This window comes from Paenibacillus sp. FSL E2-0178, assembly GCF_038593005.1.
Taxonomy (GTDB): domain Bacteria; phylum Bacillota; class Bacilli; order Paenibacillales; family Paenibacillaceae; genus Paenibacillus_AQ; species Paenibacillus_AQ phytohabitans.
Window position 1 is genome coordinate 1,860,603 of the sequence record NZ_CP151953.1, and the last position, 14,437, is coordinate 1,875,039.

Genomic DNA, 14,437 nt, shown 5'->3' on the forward strand with positions numbered 1-14,437 from the left:
TAATCAGGCAATATATTCAATGCGTCAAAAAACCGCCCCGGTCACTAAAATGACGTCAAGGCGGTTGTTATATGATTTTTATTATATTGGATTGTTCCTGATATAAGACGGGCCTGGCCTCTACTAGTCTAGTCTCTTGCGCGGCAGCCAGAAGGCGCAGAACAGCGCAAGGGCGAATGAACCTCCTGCCAGCAGCCATTTATCATTATCCCATTCGCTATTTATCAGGCCGAATAAATAAAAGCGGCCGGTCAGCTTGCCTTTGGTCATGAAATCAAGCAGATACCAGGAGAATCCGGCAATGTATCCGGCTGAGGTGTTGCCGATCAAGAGTGCAGCCGTCAGTCCCGCTGATCCTATCGCAACTGCGGTAATCACCGTCCCGCCGATGATCGGCCACAGTTCAAAATCAGCACCGCTCCCATGCATCCATGTGAATAAGGCAGTCACCACAAGGAAGATATAGAGAACGGTGAGCAGCCAGCGGAAAAGAAATACCGGATGATGCCTTACCCGCTTGGCATAGAGCACTTCACCAATCCCGCCATCCTCCAGCAGGCCCAGGTGGGGGAAGACAATCAATCCCACAAAGCTGATCAGCTGTTCCCCCAGCTTCGCAGCCTGAACCCTGTTCATCAGTGCCGGCTCCATGAAGAACGGGACGACAGCCAGAAGCACTGCGGACAGGAGCCAGGAATAATGTGCAGTCAGCCTAAGGTTGTACCCGGCCAGCGGGCGGATGATCTGCCGGCTCATCTAAGCGCCTCCGCTGCAGATGCCGCCACACTTCCTTTAGCGGTCTTCCTGCTCAGTATCTTGGCTGAATCCAGCCGGCTGCGGTTTCTTTCCCATAACCAGGCGGCTCCTGCAGCCAATAGTACGGTGAGTATCAAATAGAAGCTGCGGTTAAGTGCAATCTCATCCGTCCACTTCCAGTATAACTCGTAGTCATTAGGCGAGTTGAAGCGGATGAACAGCCGGTTCAGCCCATAAGAGCCTAACAGCGGCAGCACCGACATGAACCACCAGACAATCTGCAGGGCGATGGGTACGATCCCCCGGCGGAACAGCATCGAGCCGAACATCCCGAAGGCAACGGAAATCCATAACGTCGGCAGCAGCCACCATGCTGTGTATCCAAGGAAGATTACAATAGCCTGTCCCGTCTGGCCGGTAAGCCCCAGTGTATCCACGGTCTGCCAGCCGCCGATGACAGCCAGGATGAGGTAGATCATAGATAACATGACACCTTGTGCAATAAACTTCGAACCGACATACACCCATGGCGAAATCCTGCGGCTGTAAATCAATTCATTCATCCGGCTGGAGCGGTCCCGGAGCAGCAGAAAGGCAGACAGAAAGACCGGAAAGATCCCTGCTGGCAGCGAGAGATAATCACTGAAGTAGCGTGCGGCTCCGGGCAGCAATTCACCTGCATCCACCTTAGCGTTATAGCGGGCAAGATCCGCTTCCTGCGCCTTTATGGCTTCATCAACTGACTCAATGGCAGAACCGAATTCCCCCAGCCCTTGCTGATATATACTTGTCCCGCCCAATTGATTGTTCACTGACTCGGCGATAGTGTATACCTCATCCATAGTATATTTATCCGGATTCTTCAGAACCTCATCCAGCTGGGAGATCGCTGCAGACAGGGCTGTCTTCTCCTTCTCGTTCAGCTTAACCTTGAATGGAAAACCCAGCCTGATTTTCTGGCTCGTTCCGGCATCCAGATTCCAGCCCATTTCCTTCCTCATTTGTTCGGCCAAATCGCGGGTATCCGCCGGCTGCTTCCAGCCGTAATACGGGTGTTCAATAGTACCTACATTCTGCGGCGTACTTATAACCGGGGAACCCAGCTCGCCCCAGGTTTCCTCCGTAGCATAAGAGGTGAAATAGAAGAACACGCTCGCGATAATAAACAGATAAAAAACCAGGCTGCGCAGCGTCATGCGCATCTCTTTGCCGATCAGTGCCATCATACGAAGGATTCCTCCCTGCGCATGAGATGCAGATAAGCATCTTCAATCGACGGCGCGGTCTGCTGTGCCCCTGCATAAGGCTGTTCATCTGCCAGCACCCGCACCCGCATATTTCTTCCTTCCGGCACAGCGGACAGTACCGGGAACCGGTCGCGGTCCCGCTCCCACTCTACCCGGTCAAGCTCGGCTATCCAGACACGGCCGGCGGCCGCAGCAGTCAAATCGCCTATTCTGCCGTGATAACGCAGACGCCCCTTATGCAGCACGGTCATCTGCTCACAGGTGGACTCCACATCTTCAACAACATGCGTGGATAATAGAACAATTCTGCCTTCGGCAAACCGGCTGAGCAGCCGCCGGAAACGGATCCGCTCTTCAGGGTCCAGCCCTGCAGTCGGTTCATCCACGATCAGCAGCTTCGGCTCATGCACCATTGCCTGGGCTACGCCGAGCCGGCGCTTCATTCCCCCGGATAATGCCTTCACCTTGGTACGGCGCTGCTCGGTAAGGTTAACCAGCTCAAGCAGATTGTCTATTCTCCGCTTCCGCTCCGCACGGCCGGCTATGCCCGATAACAGCGCCAGATAATCCATCGCCTCCACTACCGTCATCCCCGGATAAAAGGCGAATTCCTGTGGCAAATAGCCAACCAGTTCGCGGATCTGCGCCTTATCTTTCAAGGTAACTCCACCAATCTCCACCGTACCCGAGGTAGGCTCCAGCAAGGTGGCAAGCAGACGCATCAGCGTGGTTTTGCCCGCTCCGTTAGGCCCGAGCAGGCCGTGAATGCCTTCGCCCACCCGGAAGCTGATATCCTGCAATGCCTGTTTGTTTCCGTAGGTCTTGGTTAAATGATTAATAATTAGCTCCATCCCAGTCTTCTCCCCCGTTCTTATAACTCCCTGTTCACCCGTCATTCTCCGGACTCCACGACAATTCAAGCTTCTCAATCAGCAGACCTGCTGCGAACAGAAGGAGTGACAGCGCCACGCATAGTTCCTTATCGATCTTTCCAATCGAGATCATCAGGGCAAAAACAGCCGTAAAGATTGTGACGCATGATATTGTCATTGCCTTGCGTCTGGCCAGCAACCTGCGGTTATGCAGCACTTTCTCTGCATCACGCTTGTCATATTCCAGCAGACGGGCTTTGCGGTAGACCTCATCCAGAAATAACTGTTCCGGTTCGTTTGACCTCACAATCCCACTCCTCCTTTTCGTAAATCTGCCTAAGCTTCTTGCGCGCCCGGTGCAGCAGCACCTTGAAGCTAACCATATTGCGTCGCATTACTGCTGCCGCCTGCTCATAAGACATCTGTCCCACATCCACCAGATAGACCGCCTGGCAGTAATCCGGCTTCATCTGGTGCAGCCTTCTGCGCCATTCCAGGTCTTCTTCACGGATAATAGCCAGCCGCTCGGGATCGTCTGTTCCCTGTGTATGCACGCTGCCGTATCTCTCGAATCCGCCGCGGTCTGCCGGACCATCACGTTGTGTCCTGCGGTCTTCCGGATTATGACTCTCTTCCGCGGTCAAGGTACGCTGTCTGCTGCGCTTGCGGATGGAATCAATGCTTTTATTGCGCAGGATCGTGAACAGATAGGTCTGGAAGGATGCACGGTGATCATACTTCTCCGGATATACCAGCAGATAAGCGAAACAATCCTGCGCCAGATCCTCGGCCGTATGATAATCTCCGGTCAAGTGGTACGCAAAACGTACCGCCGGCTTCCGGTACTTACACACCAGCCACTCAAAAGCCTCAAGGCTTCCGTCCCGGAACCTGACCAGTACAGCCTCTTCTTCCGCGGAACTATCCTTCGCTTCCTCTGATTCAGGGTCTTCCGCATGTTCTCTTCCGTTTCCGTTCGTCTTACGCCGCCTCCTCTCCCGCTGAGCCATCTACTGGTTATTCGTTTACCTCCGGCAAAAGGTTACAGTCTGTCCGCAAAAAAGAACCCCACCAAGTGGGGACCCCAAAACATATGAATTATCGCGCCTGCTGCTGGGCCAGCTGTGCGATTCCTGCAATGATTATTTTCAGGCCTGTACGGAACATGTTATCCGAACCCAGCTCGCGGAATAAGCCATTATGGTGCATACGCTGCACCACGTTCGGCCCTCCTCCGGACAGACGTGCAAGCGAATCCATAAACATTCCCTGCGCTCCGCCCTCCGCTTCCTTCTTCATGGCTGTATCGACTCTGCGCTGCTCATATTTATCGAGTTCAAAAGCAATCACATAGTTCAGCAGGCAGGCAATCGAGGAAAACTTGTCGCTGTCGCTGACGGGAAGATGATCCACGATCTGCAGAAGCGAGTTGATTAAGGCCAGATAGTCCGGCTCGGAAGGTACCGTTCTCATTAAGAGCTGGGCGGAACACGGATACTTAATCATTACGCTGCGGATCATCGACGCACAATGAAACAGCTGCTCTTCCCACTCTCCTTCGAGCTTAGCAGACTGCAGGGCCTCCTTCGCCACCTCATTGGCGAGCGTCTGAAACAGGCTCTGCTTGCTTTTGAAATGCCAATACAGCGAAGGGGCCTGGATATGCAGCAGATCCGCCAGCTTCCTCATACTGAAATCCTCAATGCCTATTTGGTCAAGCAGCTCCCAGGCTGCCTTGATGATATTTGGTTCGGTAATTTGCAGATTTTTGATTCTCATACGAGCCCTCCCGAGTACAAGCTGTTTCTATTCTAAGCGATCCAGCAAACAGGGTCTACCATCGTTAGATAATTCATGCGGCAAAATAAACTTACACCGTTAGATATTTTCCTTTACAGTGAAAAAAGACAGTGCTATATTAATCTCACACCGTTAGATTAAGGGTGCAGAGATCCTTACCGGCCGGAGGGGACAGCTGCTTCCCGATCATTATTCAAGCTTCGCAGGATGACCCATATTAATTTCAAGAGGACGTGTACTGCAATGAATCCATCCGCAACAGAAGCCGCCCTGCAAGGCGGCAAGCCTTTTTCGATCAAACCGCTTATCCCTGTACTCTTCGCGCTCATTGCCGGAATGCTGCTGGTTATGCTGGACAATACCATTATGAATGTGGCAATACCTGAGCTGGAGAATGTATTTCACACCAGCCTAAAGACCATCCAATGGGCGATTACCGGCTACACGCTGGCTACCTCCATGATCATTCCGCTCGCAGGGTGGTTCTCGGACAGATTTACCGCTAAGCGTGTTTTTCTTGTATCCATTCTATTGTTCACTATCGGCTCCCTGCTGTGTGCAGCGGCCCAGTCCCCGGCTCAGCTGATTGTTTTCCGGATTATGCAGGGTCTTGGCGGCGGCATGGTGGCTCCTATCGGCATGGCCTTATCCTTCAAAATCGCTCCGCCTGAGCGAAGAGGCGAGCTGATGGGCTTCCTCGCCATGCCCATGCTGATCGCTCCGCTGCTCGGCCCCGTGTTATCCGGATGGCTGCTCGAATATGTGAGCTGGCATTGGATTTTCCTGATCAACCTGCCCATCGGCCTGATCGCAATCTATTTAGGGATGAAGTATCTTCCGGTCTCCGAAAAAGGAACCTCCGCCAAGTTGGACATTTGGGGAATGATCCTCTCCCCGCTGGCCTTCTCCAGTCTCGTCTTCGGAGTGCACAGAGGTGGCGCGGAGGGTTGGACAGACTCCTATACATTGCTGCCGCTTATCTTCGGCTTAGTTGCTCTGTCATTATTTATTGTTGTAGAGCTGCGACAGAAGGAGCCGCTGCTTGAGCTGCGATCCTTCCGTTCCTTCGAGTTCACCAAAGGCATTATTCTGGTCTGGATTAACCAGATCGCGTTATTCGGTTCGATCTTGTTGATTCCTTTATATCTGCAGCAGGTTAGAGGCTTCTCCTCCTTGGAGTCCGGGATGATGATCATCCCGCAGGCGCTGGTCAGCTTCGCCGGCGTTATGGCTGGGGGCAGACTTCTTGACAAATACGGAGCACGGATTCCTGTGTTCTCCGGTCTTGTGCTGCTCTCGGCTGCACTCGTTCTTTTGTCACGGCTGGACAGCGATACGACGATCTATGCGATGATTGGATCCTTCGCCCTTCTGGGACTGGGCCAGGGTCTCACCACCATGCAGCTCGGCACCCATGTACTCAAGTCGGCACCCAAAGACCTGATCAGCCGGGTAACCCCGCTGACCACCTCCGCCCAGCAGATTGTCGGCTCCTTCTCCATTGCCATCATCTCCGGTCTGTTGTCTTCCAACATTGCTGAGCACATAAGCCAGGCCGGCTCCGCTGCAGCTTCTGCCCGTACTGCAGCGATGGTTGCAGGGTTCCACGACACCTTCCTTCTTCCGCTGAGTCTGGCACTTTGCGGGGTTGTATTGAGTCTGTTCCTGCGGAAGCAGGAACAGAGAAGCGGGCAGTGAATAAGGCATTTAAAGAGGCCATCGCGCTACGCAAGTTGATCGGCATGAAGTTGTAAGTGCATCAGGCTTCGCCTCACATAGCGCACATTCACACACACCACGTACGCACATCACGCACATCACGCAAAACGCATATCACGCACATCACGCAAAAAAAGATGCTCCCCTTACCGGGTAGCATCTTTTGCGGCTTCTCGTTTCTCTCCCGCCCACATCAGTCCTATAATTGGTGCATTGTATTCGGTTTTTCGCATACATCCGGCTCATTTGCCCTATCGCTGGTGCATTGTATTCGGTTTTTCGCATACATTCGGCCCATCTGGCTACTTTTGGTGGACTCAGAGGGAACTTTACCCCCTGATTTCCCCACAACGCCTACTTCCGGCGGATTCAGGGGCACTTCTGCCCCTCATTTCCGCTTGCCGCCCAATTCCGGCGGATTCAGGGGCACTTCTGCCCCTCATTCACCCACCCAGCCTCTTTCCAGCCTACATTCCACCCATTAGCTCAAAAATCAAAATGGCCCGTAATTGCCTGAGCAATTACGAGCCATATTTGTAAAACAGATGCGGTCAAGAGGACTCGAACCTCCACGATATTGCTATCACTGGCACCTGAAGCCAGCGCGTCTGCCAATTCCGCCATGACCGCATATTATGTAGTTCAGTGATTCAATCACCGTAATTAAGACTATACTCTTTTTGAATATAAATTGCAAGAATTATTTATTGGTGATTATTACAGCACTATGAAAGTCCTGCTATCCACTCAATGCCCACCAATAATATGTATGGAATATTATTGAAATACTTATTATTATAATGTATATTCCTCATATGGATTAATAATATAAGGAGGAATAACATGGATTCTTTAGATTACAAGATCATCTCGGCAATAATGAATAACGGTAGGATCACCTGGTCCGAGCTTGCCGGACTGCTGGGTCTTTCTTCTCCTGCCACTGCAGACAGGGTTCGGCGGCTGGAGGAGCAAGGTGTCATTACCGGATATACGGCGCTGATTGACGCTGAATCCGCCGGATACGGATTGGCTGCACTGATTGCCGTATCGCTGGAGCGGCCGGAACACCGGCAAGGCTTCATAGAACTCGTGATGAAGCTGCCCGAGGTTCAGGAATGCCATCACACTGCCGGGGATGATGATTACATCCTGAAGCTGCGCTGCCGGGGAACAAGGGATCTGGACAGGATCATCAGCGAGGAGATCAAAGGCCTGCCGGGTATCGTGCGGACCCGCACTACGATTATCCTCGGAACGGTCAAAGAAACTCCGCATGTACCGCTGCCCCCGGCAGAACGTACACCATGAACACATGGCTGGCCCTGTTAAGCGGCCTCAGCTTCGGCTTCATTATTGCCGCTCCTGTCGGCCCGATGTCTCTGCTGTGCATGAACCGTACCCTGAAGTCCGGCTTCACTGCCGGTCTCGCTACGGGTGCCGGAATTGCGCTGGCTGACGCCTTCTATGCGCTGGTGACCGTTGCCAGCTTCCGGGTTGTGAATGATTTCACCACCGTCTACGCCCTTCCGCTTCGACTGCTCGGCAGCCTGTTTCTCGGCTATCTGGGGCTGAAGGCACTATGGACGGCTCCGGCCAAGGGAGATCCGGTAACAACAGCCGTGCGCAGCGGAATTATCTATAGCCTGTCCTCCGCCTGCCTGCTGACTCTGGCTAATCCGGCAACACTTCTGTCCTTCATGGCGCTTGCCGCTTCACTGGGCCAGGCAATCAGCGCCTCCCTGTTTCTTCCGGCAGGGATTGCTCTGGGCTCCTTCGCCTGGTGGCTGCTGTTATCCGGCCTGATCTCCCTGATCAGGGGCAGGCTGTCCGGCAGCTTCAGCCGGTTCCTGAGCCTGGGCACCGCAATCATACTGGTTCTGTTCAGCTTATACGGCAGCTTCACCGTATTGTCCACTTATTGGAGGCAACGATTATGAAGACCGCCCGTGGTTCCTCTGCTTATCCAGCCTCTGCTTTGCCGCAAGAACCACAGCGTCCCTCCCGGCCGCAAAGCCCGCTCCAGCTGGCGCATTTCCTGACCGGATATTTCATTTCCAGAATCGGAGACGCCCTATACACCTTTTGTCTGCCGCTGCTCTCCTACAGGCTGACCGGGTCTGTGCTGGTAATGAGCTCGCTGTTTGCCGTCAGTGTGCTGCCGGTCATACTGTTCGCCCCTTTTGCCGGAGTGATCCTCGACCGGTTCAATCGCAAGCGGCTGATGCTCTGCGCCGATCTGATCCGAATGGGGCTCATTGCCCTCATTCCTATACTGGCACATTACGGACTGCTCGCCATTTGGCATCTGTACGTCATTTCCCTGCTCTTATCCATTGTATCAACGGGTTATGATATAGCGGTTGTAACCCTCATTCCGTCGCTGTCCGGGAAGAATCTAACCCGGGGGAATGCCGGAGTTCAGACCGCAGGCCAGCTGGCCGATATGCTCGGACCGGCGGTCGCGGGAGGCTTGGCCTCACTTATGAGCATTACTTCCATCCTGTGGCTGGATGTCGCTTCCTTCGCGGTCATTCTCTGCGTTCTGTACCGGCTTCCGCAGGAACCCGCACGGTCACGCAGCGCCAAGCCTGCTTTTGCCGCCGAAATGTCCCAAGGCTTCCTCTGGCTGATACGCAGCCCGGTCCAATTGGCCCTCTCTATACAGGCAGCCATCGGCAACTTCGGCTACAGTGCAGCGTATGCCACCCTGACCTACTACCTGATTACCAATCTTCATTTAACTACAGGTCAAATGGGCATGACATATACCTTGCTCGCTGCCGGAGGAGTCGCCGGGAGCCTTGCGGTCATATATCTCGACCGGCATTTCAGGCGCGGCCGCCTGATTCCGGTGCTGCTGCTGGCCGGAACCTGCGGATTTGTGCTGGCCGGCTTCAACGACTCCTGGCTGGCGCCGGGAATCGGCTTCGGCCTGGTCGCTGCCTGCAACACCTCCTGGTCCGTATTGTCCGCTTCCATCCGCCAGGAGAAGGTTCCGCCCGAGCTGCTCGGCAGAGTGCTAAGCTTCTCCAGAGTCTTCACCCGCACGGCTATGCCGGCCGGTGCATTACTCGGCGGCTGGATGAGCGGTGCATTGGCCCCCGGTGCAGTATTTCTGCTGGCCGCCGCCGCCAAGCTGATCGAGGTGCTTATTGCTGTTGCTTCACCAATCCGCAGATTGTGACTGGTGTCTACGCCAGTACCTTCAGCACATCCTCGATTTTACGCTGATGGGACAGCACACCATAATTCATCCAGGCCATGAAATCAACCTCGTACACACAGCGGTTACGCACAGCGGGCAGGCTTCTCCATAGCTGTGTATCGAGCAGCTCCCGGCTTTCACCTTCCTGCTTGTCAAAAGTTATAAACAGATGATCTGCAGTCAGCTCAGACAATTCTTCACGGCTCAGGTTCACACGCTTTTGTCCCCGGGTAAGCCAGCTGACCAATCCATGCCGCTGGAGCCCCAGATCCTCATGCAGAACGCTTGCTGAATATCCCAGCTCATCACAGCCATACAGAGCAACTCCATAAGCGGAAATCCGCAGTAACGCTACCGTCTGTCCCCGGATGCTGCGGCTGAGCATCCGCTTGGCCTGCCGGGCTTGCTGCTCATAATGGCCGATGACCTCCTGCACCCGTTCCGTTCTGCCGAAGACAGCGGCTGCGGAGCGGAGCGTTGCCCGCCAGTCCTCCTGATGGAACGGAAGCCGGAGCAGTGGGGCCACCTGGCGGCATTCCCCCAGCTGCCAGCGCTGAAAGCCGTCATCCAGCATAATCAGCTCGGGCATATACCGGGAGAGTCCTTGCCAGTCTCCGCTCGAAATATCAAAGGCAGGAACCTGATCAAGACCCAGATACTCCTGCTTCCCCCACTGGGCATGACAATATTGCACCACCGGAGTAATCCCTAATGCCAGCAGATAATCCTCCAGAAAAGGGGCAAATACGCGGACTCCCTCCTGATGAAGGCTCCTGTATTGGCCGGGAGTTACACCAACTGTTCCTTTGAAGCGGCGGTTGAAATAATACTCATTGCTGTAGCCGACAGCCAGTGCAACATCATGCAGGCGGTCCCTGGTCAGCAGCAGCTGCTGCTGTGCCCGTTCAATACGCAGTCCATTCAAGTACTCCAAGGGAATCTGACCGGTAATCTCTCTAAAAAGCTGGGTATAGCGCGCACGGCCAATCCCTGCAAGCTCAGCCAGCTGGTCGACCGATAAGGATTCATTGAAATGGTCCTCCATATAGCGGATCGAACGCTCCACCGCCTCATGATCATCCCTGGTCTTCATCGCCGGAGAATTCGCCCGCATGATCAGCAGCAGGAGCTCCTGAAAACGGGTCTGAGCCGCAAACCATTCAATATCCTCGGCACTCCTGCGGCTATGATAAATGGAATCCAGCAGCAGTACACACTGTGAATAAGGTCTGCAGTTAAGGAATCCCGGCCGGAGCATGCCATTTCCAGACTTCCTTTCCACTCCGTTAGGTTTGCTCCCTCCGGTATGAATAACTTCAAAGCCAATCCGGTAAAAGCTCAGTCCCCGCTCTCCGGCCCGGATTCTGTTTAGTGATCCGGCCTCTATCAGAAATCCGGCACCTTTCTCCAAGGGATATTGCCTATCATCCGCTTTGAGCCAGCCTTGCCCTTCCGAAACTATAATTAATGTATGTTCCTTGTACACATCTGTCGGTTCATTTTCAGACGGGGACTGGGCAACGGTTTCTATGTTAATCAGGCTATAGAATAGCCTTCTTCCGGTATTTTCCTGTACTAGATCCGCCATTCTACCCCACCTTATTGAGAATCATTATCACCAATTCAGTGTAAAACAAAAAAGAAGATCTATCAACTGTGCTGATAGACCTTCTTTTCACTTGCTTCATCAAAATCATGTTATTTCACCATGACCTTCAGCAGATCCTCAAGCTTCATCGTATTTGCCGTGATGGCACCGGACTGCCAGTGGGAACGTTCCATTCTGTAGATGTTCCCGTTCTTCACCGCAGGCAGGTTCTTCCACAGAGGGCCATCGAGAATCTGGATCGCCTCCTGATTAGCCGCAGTATCCCAGTCTCCGTTGTCAGGGAATACAATGATGTGATCCGCTTCAAGCGCTGGTATCACTTCTTCGGAAATAATGGACTGATATTCCGTCATCTCAGCGGCCATCGGGACAGGTGTCAGACCGAATTGATCATAGAGCACACCGGTAAAGCGGTTTTTGACTCCAAAAAGAGCAAAGGTTTTGTCCGCGACATTAAGCCGGATTACAGCTACCTTTTCCTGTCCCAGAGCCTGCTGCAGCTTGGCTTTACCATCGGCTACCTTCTGGTCATACTCCGCAAGCACAGCCTCACCCTTCTCCGGAATACCCAGCGCGTCGGCAATCGCTGTGAGCATTAGCCTTGAATCCTGGAGCACGCTCTCCGGCAGACGGTAGGTTGGCGCCACCATGGAATATTGTTCATACTTAGCGGCATCTGCACCGCCATCGGTAATGATCAGATCGGGATTTTTGTCGAGCAACGCTTCCATACTGCCGCTAATATCGAATTCAGGCACATCCAGATTCAGATAATCCTGCTTGCCCCAGCTTGGATGATACCACTGCACCACTGGAGTAACGCCAAGTGCCTTCAGATAATCTTCTACATAGATCCCCGCCACCCGCTTAGGATTTACGGGAATTTCTACATCTCCGAATTCTCCGGTAATCGTACGGGTCGCTCCTTCTTCTGAGGCATTATTGCTGCTCTCTGTAGGAGTTGTACTGGCTACTGCTGCCTCTTCCGCTGCATTCCCTGCTTGGACAGCGTTGCCCTCCGCAGCCTTGTTAGCAGTCCCGCAAGCCGCCAAAGCGGACATTGCCAGCATAAGTACGATTGTCCAGATAAACTTCCGGCCCCGGTTTGTCATTTCTCTCTTCACTCCTATGTCTGTTTTCATTGATTATCATTCTCATGTAATCTTAATGACAATAGTAGCATGTCCTGATCAGCTTTCAATGCACTTTCTCTGCCAAAATCTTATACAAACTAAGCGTATTGAATTTAGCTGTAAGCGGGAACGACATTGCCGCCCTTGTGTATGGACGGTAACGTTTCAGCGAGAAATAGAAGGATAAGTGATCCTGTGAAACATATAAATTCTTATAGTTATCAAAAAAATTGACCCCGCCAGCAAGTGGCGGAGTCCATAGTTCATAAACATATATAGCACATACAAGCTGAGGATATCCTTAATATACCATCCGTTTGTAAATGGAATGTGTGAGGTAATCCATGAAAATAATAAATATATCCGTGTTCATTATAATCCGCTATCCCCTGTCACCCACGTATCTGTCGCGTCCGGCTCCCATTCCTGCCGCGAACAAGAGCACGCTTGCTGCCGCCAGCAGTGCCAGCGGTGTGTTCCAGCTGTTCGTAGCATCATGCAGCAGACCGAACAGTGCAGGTCCCATCGCGGCCAGCAGATAACCGGCAGACTGGGCCATGCCCGACAGCTCACTGGCTTCCTGCGTAGTACGGGTGCGCAGGCTAAAGAACATCATCGCCAGTCCAAAAGCGAATCCCCCGCCGATTCCAATGCATACCGCCCACACCGCCATCAGCTCCGTGCTGCCCAGCCAAATTCCAAGGATGCCAATGATAAACAGGATAGAAGTAATAACTACCAGCAAACGCTGGTTCTTCATCCGTCCGGCCCAGAGCGGTACAAAGAATGTAAACGGCAGCTGTGCCAGCTGCATCAGTGAGAGAATCCATCCCGCATGGCTGGAGGACATTCCCCGCTCCCCGAGAATAACCGAAAACCAGGCGATCAGGACATAGTAGAGCAAAGACTGCAGCCCCATGAACAATGTAACCTGCCAGGCGAGCGGGGAGCGCCATACGCGCACAGCCGAAGACCGCACGGCGCCTGTACCGCTTGGGCTAAGGCTCTTCATCTGCGGAATCCAGAGCAGGGTAGCCAGCGCAGAGATGATAAACCACAAAGCCAGGGTTCCCCTCCATCCAAGCCCCGCATGTGAGGCCAAAGGAACACTGATTCCTGAAGCAGCAGCTGCACATATATTCATGGAGACCGTGTAGATTCCGGTCATCAGGCCGATACGGTGCGGGAATTTCCCCTTGATCAGTCCCGGCAGCAGCACATTGCAGACGGCAATGGACAGGCCAATCATTGTCGTACCCGCAAACAAGGTAACCGTTCCGGAAGCTGAACGGACGAGAATCCCCATAGACAGCGTAAGCATAGCCAGCATGAGGATATTGGCAAGTCCAACTTTGCGGGCAAGCTGAGGAGCGAACGGAGATAATAGCGCAAAGGCCAGTAACGGCAAGGTCGTGATCGCTCCAGCCAGGGTATTAGACAATCCCAGGTCATCACGGATCATCTCCAGCAGAGGTCCGACTGAAGTGAACGGGGCACGCAGCGCAGCTGCGACACAAATAATACCGGTGATGAGCATCCAACGGCTGGCGGTATTTGAATCATGCGCGGACAAGCCTGGCCCCGCTATGTTGCTTTTTTGACGGCTGAATTTCATGTTGTTCCTCCAAGGCCGCAGCAAAACACCCGTCAAGCCGGGGGCTTGTCAGGGAATAAAGCTGCTGTATGTAGTAGACGTTCAGATCCATGGCACATGTGGCCATTATATCTCTTTACGCTGAAGGCTGCACAACTTAAAGTTAGTTCAGAGGCTTGACAATGCGCCTGAACAAAATCAGCAACAGGAAAAACCGCCGGTCTCCGGGACCGGCGGCAGCACAGATAGGTGAAGCCTAATTAAATCCAGAAGGATTTAGTAATGATTACGAGCAGGATGAACAGAACCAGAATCGCGCCAGTGGAAGTGAATACTCCGCCGTATCCCCCAACATTTTCGCTCATGTTAACTCCTCCTTTATACTTGAATACAGTTAAAATATGTGGAAATAGCCTTTCACGACTGGGTGAAATGGTAATAAATCAGATGAATTACATGTAATTTTAAACATCTTACCGTTGACAAATCATGTAACCCT

Annotated in this window: 14 protein-coding genes and 1 tRNA gene; 4 read left to right on the top strand and 11 right to left on the bottom strand. The window is 53.0% G+C overall.

Features of this window, described 5'->3' with window-relative positions; all coding sequences use genetic code 11:
* Positions 1–123: 123 nt before the first annotated feature.
* The 6 genes from MHI42_RS08565 to MHI42_RS08590 form a co-directional block, all read right to left on the bottom strand.
* The gene (locus MHI42_RS08565; protein WP_342423481.1) at positions 124–756 is read right to left on the bottom strand and encodes a hypothetical protein; all 633 of its coding nucleotides are present in this window, start codon (positions 754–756) and stop codon (positions 124–126) included.
* Positions 753–1,982 carry an ABC transporter permease gene (locus MHI42_RS08570; protein WP_342423482.1) on the bottom strand — a complete coding sequence of 410 codons (1,230 nt, stop codon included), beginning with the start codon at positions 1,980–1,982 and terminating at the stop codon, positions 753–755. The genes MHI42_RS08565 and MHI42_RS08570 overlap by 4 nt, the downstream gene beginning before the upstream one ends.
* On the bottom strand, positions 1,979–2,854 hold the full coding sequence (locus tag MHI42_RS08575; protein WP_171718478.1) for an ABC transporter ATP-binding protein: 876 nt from the start codon (positions 2,852–2,854) through the stop codon (positions 1,979–1,981). The genes MHI42_RS08570 and MHI42_RS08575 overlap by 4 nt, the downstream gene beginning before the upstream one ends.
* 34 nt (positions 2,855–2,888) lie before the next feature.
* Positions 2,889–3,182 (bottom strand): hypothetical protein, encoded by a 294-nt coding sequence (locus tag MHI42_RS08580; protein ID WP_342423483.1) that lies wholly within the window; start codon positions 3,180–3,182, stop codon positions 2,889–2,891.
* Positions 3,145–3,885 carry an RNA polymerase sigma factor gene (locus MHI42_RS08585; RefSeq protein ID WP_342423484.1) on the bottom strand — a complete coding sequence of 247 codons (741 nt, stop codon included), beginning with the start codon at positions 3,883–3,885 and terminating at the stop codon, positions 3,145–3,147. The genes MHI42_RS08580 and MHI42_RS08585 overlap by 38 nt, the downstream gene beginning before the upstream one ends.
* Positions 3,886–3,973: 88 nt before the next feature.
* A complete protein-coding gene (locus tag MHI42_RS08590; protein WP_342423485.1) occupies positions 3,974–4,654 on the bottom strand; it encodes a TetR/AcrR family transcriptional regulator C-terminal domain-containing protein in 681 nt (226 codons plus the stop codon).
* Between the two features lie 264 nt (positions 4,655–4,918).
* On the opposite strand from MHI42_RS08590, the gene MHI42_RS08595 reads away from it, so the two are divergent.
* Positions 4,919–6,373 carry an MDR family MFS transporter gene (locus MHI42_RS08595; RefSeq protein WP_342423486.1) on the top strand — a complete coding sequence of 485 codons (1,455 nt, stop codon included), beginning with the start codon at positions 4,919–4,921 and terminating at the stop codon, positions 6,371–6,373.
* Between the two features lie 567 nt (positions 6,374–6,940).
* Here MHI42_RS08595 and MHI42_RS08600 read toward each other — a convergent pair.
* A tRNA-Leu gene (locus MHI42_RS08600) sits at positions 6,941–7,024 on the bottom strand.
* A gap of 213 nt (positions 7,025–7,237) precedes the next feature.
* Here MHI42_RS08600 and MHI42_RS08605 point away from each other — a divergent pair.
* From MHI42_RS08605 to MHI42_RS08615, 3 genes are read left to right on the top strand one after another with little or no spacing between them, the layout of a single operon-like run.
* Positions 7,238–7,705 (top strand): Lrp/AsnC family transcriptional regulator, encoded by a 468-nt coding sequence (locus MHI42_RS08605; protein WP_042234929.1) that lies wholly within the window; start codon positions 7,238–7,240, stop codon positions 7,703–7,705.
* Entirely contained in the window at positions 7,702–8,334 is a 633-nt protein-coding gene (locus MHI42_RS08610; RefSeq protein WP_342423487.1) for a LysE family transporter, read from the top strand. Before MHI42_RS08605 ends, MHI42_RS08610 begins: the two co-directional genes overlap by 4 nt.
* Positions 8,331–9,581 carry an MFS transporter gene (locus tag MHI42_RS08615; RefSeq protein WP_342423488.1) on the top strand — a complete coding sequence of 417 codons (1,251 nt, stop codon included), beginning with the start codon at positions 8,331–8,333 and terminating at the stop codon, positions 9,579–9,581. Before MHI42_RS08610 ends, MHI42_RS08615 begins: the two co-directional genes overlap by 4 nt.
* 7 nt (positions 9,582–9,588) lie before the next feature.
* Here the strand turns inward: MHI42_RS08615 and MHI42_RS08620 are convergent, their stop codons facing one another.
* The 4 genes from MHI42_RS08620 to MHI42_RS08635 all read right to left on the bottom strand — a co-directional run bounded on the left by MHI42_RS08620 (position 9,589) and on the right by MHI42_RS08635 (position 14,303).
* A complete protein-coding gene (locus MHI42_RS08620; protein WP_342423489.1) occupies positions 9,589–11,190 on the bottom strand; it encodes a helix-turn-helix domain-containing protein in 1,602 nt (533 codons plus the stop codon).
* A 110-nt stretch (positions 11,191–11,300) separates the two neighbouring features.
* Complete coding sequence (locus tag MHI42_RS08625) at positions 11,301–12,323, bottom strand: ABC transporter substrate-binding protein (RefSeq protein ID WP_342423490.1); 1,023 nt, start codon at positions 12,321–12,323, stop codon at positions 11,301–11,303.
* 403 nt (positions 12,324–12,726) lie between these two features.
* Positions 12,727–13,959 (bottom strand): MFS transporter, encoded by a 1,233-nt coding sequence (locus MHI42_RS08630; RefSeq protein ID WP_342423491.1) that lies wholly within the window; start codon positions 13,957–13,959, stop codon positions 12,727–12,729.
* Between the two features lie 239 nt (positions 13,960–14,198).
* Positions 14,199–14,303, bottom strand: a complete 105-nt coding sequence (locus tag MHI42_RS08635; protein ID WP_216626667.1) for a YjcZ family sporulation protein — start codon at positions 14,301–14,303, stop codon at positions 14,199–14,201.
* Between the last annotated feature and the right edge of the window lie 134 nt (positions 14,304–14,437).

Bases quoted from the DNA above. Each gene is read 5' to 3' on its own strand.
- MHI42_RS08565 (WP_342423481.1), bottom strand. From the start codon at position 756: ATGAGCCGGCAGATCATCCGCCCGCTGGCCGGGTACAACCTTAGGCTG.
- MHI42_RS08570 (WP_342423482.1), bottom strand. From the start codon at position 1,982: ATGATGGCACTGATCGGCAAAGAGATGCGCATGACGCTGCGCAGCCTG.
- MHI42_RS08575 (WP_171718478.1), bottom strand. From the start codon at position 2,854: ATGGAGCTAATTATTAATCATTTAACCAAGACCTACGGAAACAAACAG.
- MHI42_RS08585 (WP_342423484.1), bottom strand. From the start codon at position 3,885: ATGGCTCAGCGGGAGAGGAGGCGGCGTAAGACGAACGGAAACGGAAGA.
- MHI42_RS08590 (WP_342423485.1), bottom strand. From the start codon at position 4,654: ATGAGAATCAAAAATCTGCAAATTACCGAACCAAATATCATCAAGGCA.
- MHI42_RS08595 (WP_342423486.1), top strand. From the start codon at position 4,919: ATGAATCCATCCGCAACAGAAGCCGCCCTGCAAGGCGGCAAGCCTTTT.
- MHI42_RS08605 (WP_042234929.1), top strand. From the start codon at position 7,238: ATGGATTCTTTAGATTACAAGATCATCTCGGCAATAATGAATAACGGT.
- MHI42_RS08610 (WP_342423487.1), top strand. From the start codon at position 7,702: ATGAACACATGGCTGGCCCTGTTAAGCGGCCTCAGCTTCGGCTTCATT.
- MHI42_RS08615 (WP_342423488.1), top strand. From the start codon at position 8,331: ATGAAGACCGCCCGTGGTTCCTCTGCTTATCCAGCCTCTGCTTTGCCG.
- MHI42_RS08620 (WP_342423489.1), bottom strand. From the start codon at position 11,190: ATGGCGGATCTAGTACAGGAAAATACCGGAAGAAGGCTATTCTATAGC.
- MHI42_RS08625 (WP_342423490.1), bottom strand. From the start codon at position 12,323: ATGACAAACCGGGGCCGGAAGTTTATCTGGACAATCGTACTTATGCTG.
- MHI42_RS08630 (WP_342423491.1), bottom strand. From the start codon at position 13,959: ATGAAATTCAGCCGTCAAAAAAGCAACATAGCGGGGCCAGGCTTGTCC.
- MHI42_RS08635 (WP_216626667.1), bottom strand. From the start codon at position 14,303: ATGAGCGAAAATGTTGGGGGATACGGCGGAGTATTCACTTCCACTGGC.